Origin of the sequence: Ruminococcus sp. CAG:379 (assembly GCF_000434255.1) — a bacterium.
GTDB lineage: Bacteria > Bacillota > Clostridia > Oscillospirales > Ruminococcaceae > Ruminococcus_F > Ruminococcus_F champanellensis.
This window is the reverse complement of sequence record NZ_FR894901.1, coordinates 1-2,717: the sequence shown is the minus strand read 5'-3', so window position 1 is coordinate 2,717 and position 2,717 is coordinate 1. Positions and strand designations below refer to the sequence as shown.

Sequence of the window (2,717 nt, the reverse complement as noted above, 5' to 3'; positions counted from 1 at the left end):
TTGACCGGCAGCGGCTGGAGCAGAGTATTCAGCGGGTGGTGGATGAGAACGATGCCCTGCGGCTGATCCTGGTGCAGAAGGGGGATACCTATACACAGCGTGTGCTGACCCATTACCAGTTCCAGTTGCAGGTATATGAGGCACAGGGGGACACGGAGCAGGAACGGCTGCAATCAGCGGTTGCCATTGCCTCCAAACAGGTAAATACCGTGATTGACTGGTTTAACCAGCCCAGCTTCCGGATCTTCCTGGTGCAGCTGGCGGAGAATGACTACCTGTTTGTGTGGCTTGCCCATCATTGGATCGGGGACGGCAGTACCACCGGTCTGATCATGGATCAGGTGTTCCGGTATTATGAGCATCCGGATGCGCCAAAGCCGGAAACAGATACATACCTGCATTTCCTGCGGGATGAGACGGCGTTCTTTCAGTCCGATAAGGGCAAAAAGCAGCTGGCATACTGGAAGCAGGAAGTGGAAGGGTATCAGATGTTGGATATTACGAAGGCGGCAGTGGGAGCGCCTGCGTCCGGCTACGATCATATGTATCAGATTGACCGGAGCGGTGTGGAGCAGCTTGCCCAGCGGTATCATACCAGCATGTTCAACGTGATCCTGCTGGCATATCATCTGGGCGTGGCGTATCTGCTGGACAATCCGGATACCATCATCGGCGTCACCAGTGCAAACCGTACCAGCAAGCGGTATTTCCGCACCATGGGCTACATTGCCCACTCGCTGCAGCATCGTATGCGCATTCGGGAGGAAGATAAGCTGGCAGATCTGCTGGAGGCATCCAAGGATACCTTCTCCAAGAATATGGCGAATCTGGCGGCGGGGCATTATTATGACCGGACCCAGTTCTGCTTGACCTATCAGAATTTTGTAGCAGGAGCGGAAACCTCGGAAAAGCAGCTGGAAAAGGTGCCGATTCCCACCAAGCGCTCGGTGGAGCAGTTCTTCCTGTTGGTGTTCGAGGGTGCGGATCAGCTGGCACTGGCGATGGTCGGCAACGGTCTGATCTATACGGAGCATTTCCTGGAGTCCCTCAAGGGATATATGGAAAGCGTGGTTGCCCTCCTTTCCCAGCAGCCGGATGCTACATTGGCCCAGCTGCGGGCATATTACGAAAAGAATCAGTAAGGCAATGCTGTACAGTATTGCCCTAAGTGAGAAGCGGTGATCCCAAGAGGATGACCGCTTTTTTATGCAGGATGCCATTAGCACGTTTTTTATATAAATTCAGCACGATTCTTCCTTGACGGAATCAATGGAACAGGGTAAAATGAAAGAATAGTGTACAAATTTTGAATAAATATGTGCATTCCTTTTATGCTGAATGATCAGAGACAAATACGAGGGGAGAATTGTATGTCACACAAAAAGATCGGTTCTGTATGCGCCGCAGCCATGCTTCTGAGTACCATCGGAAGCATGCCGGGGCAAATGGCATTTGCAGCAGATCCAGACAGCTATTTCTTTCACAGCACCTTTGAATCCGGCACGGACAACTGGAGCGGCAGAGGTGCAGCCAAAGTGGAGCATGCGGCAAAAGGTGCCTATGCAGGCAGCGGTGCGTTGTATGTGTCCGGCAGAACCGCCGCATGGAACGGGGCAACCCTGCCCCTGGGAGATGCCTTCACGGCCGGAAGCACCTACAGCTTTTCTGCCAATGTGAAGTATACCGGCGGCGGCAAGACGGATACCTTTTATATGAAGATTCAGTATCAGAATGCGGAAGGGGAAACAGCATATGTCTCCATCGCAGAGGCGGTGGTGTCCAAGGGAGACTGGATCCAGCTTTCCAATACCAGCTTTCAGCTGCCAGCGGGGGCAACTGCTATGCAGCTGTACATTGAAACTGCCGACAGCCTGAACAGCTTTTATGTGGACGAGGCAGCAGCCGCTCCGGAAGGCACGGGGATTCCCAGCAGCCGCTCCGGAAGGCACGGTGATTCCTGGCGCAGGCGCAGCAAGAGCCGTGATCCGGGGGGATATCAACGGGGACAGTACCATTGACGGAGTGGATATGCTCCTTGCCCGGCGGGGCATGACAGCCGGCGGATTTACGGAAACCTGTGCCGGCAAGGCGGCGGATGTGGATCAGAACGGGAGCTTTGAGATGAGCGATCTGGTGCTGCTGCAAAAATACCTGCTGGGCACCATCCAGGCTTTCCCGGAGCCGGAGATCCCGGACAACGAGTGGGACGATTACCAGGAAACCGCTTCGCCGGAGATGTTGAAATTCTATGGGGATTCCATCTATCAGATGGGTAACACCAGCCGGATCCGGGAGAAGATTGCCAGGGCGCAAAGCGGGGAACGGGTGAAGCTGGCTTATATCGGCGGCTCCATCACCGAAGGAGGCAGAACGGATACCTGCTACGTAGCCCGTTCCTACCGGTATTTTGCAGACACCTTCGGCACCGGCAGCAATGTTTCCTTCAACAATGCAGGCATGTCCGGCACCTCCTCTCTGGTGGGATTGCTCCGGGCACAGAACGATATTCTCAACGATCAACCGGATGTGATATTCATTGAATTTTCCGTCAATGACCACCCGGATCAAAGCTATAAAAAGAGCTTTGAGGGTCTGGTGCGGCGCTGCCTGTCCCAGGAGAATGAACCGGCGGTGATTATCATCATCAATCGGTCAAAGGGCGGCTATTCCATGCAGGAACAGATGGCGGCAGTGGGCAAAAACTATGATGTGCCCGT

The 2,717-nt window shown here is 54.1% G+C and carries 3 protein-coding genes; all 3 read left to right on the top strand.

The features are described from left to right. Positions 1–1,142, top strand: a 1,142-nt coding sequence (locus QVO51_RS07185) for a condensation domain-containing protein (RefSeq protein WP_288167978.1), incomplete at its 5' end; no start/stop codon positions are given. A 228-nt stretch (positions 1,143–1,370) separates the two neighbouring features. After that, a complete protein-coding gene (locus QVO51_RS07180; protein ID WP_022357830.1) occupies positions 1,371–2,018 on the top strand; it encodes a carbohydrate binding domain-containing protein in 648 nt (215 codons plus the stop codon). Further along, the coding region (locus tag QVO51_RS07175) for a dockerin type I domain-containing protein (protein WP_288167977.1) at positions 1,951–2,717 on the top strand (767 nt) is incomplete at its 3' end. The genes QVO51_RS07180 and QVO51_RS07175, both read left to right, overlap by 68 nt.

Bases quoted from the DNA above. Each gene is read 5' to 3' on its own strand.
- QVO51_RS07180 (WP_022357830.1), top strand. From the start codon at position 1,371: ATGTCACACAAAAAGATCGGTTCTGTATGCGCCGCAGCCATGCTTCTG.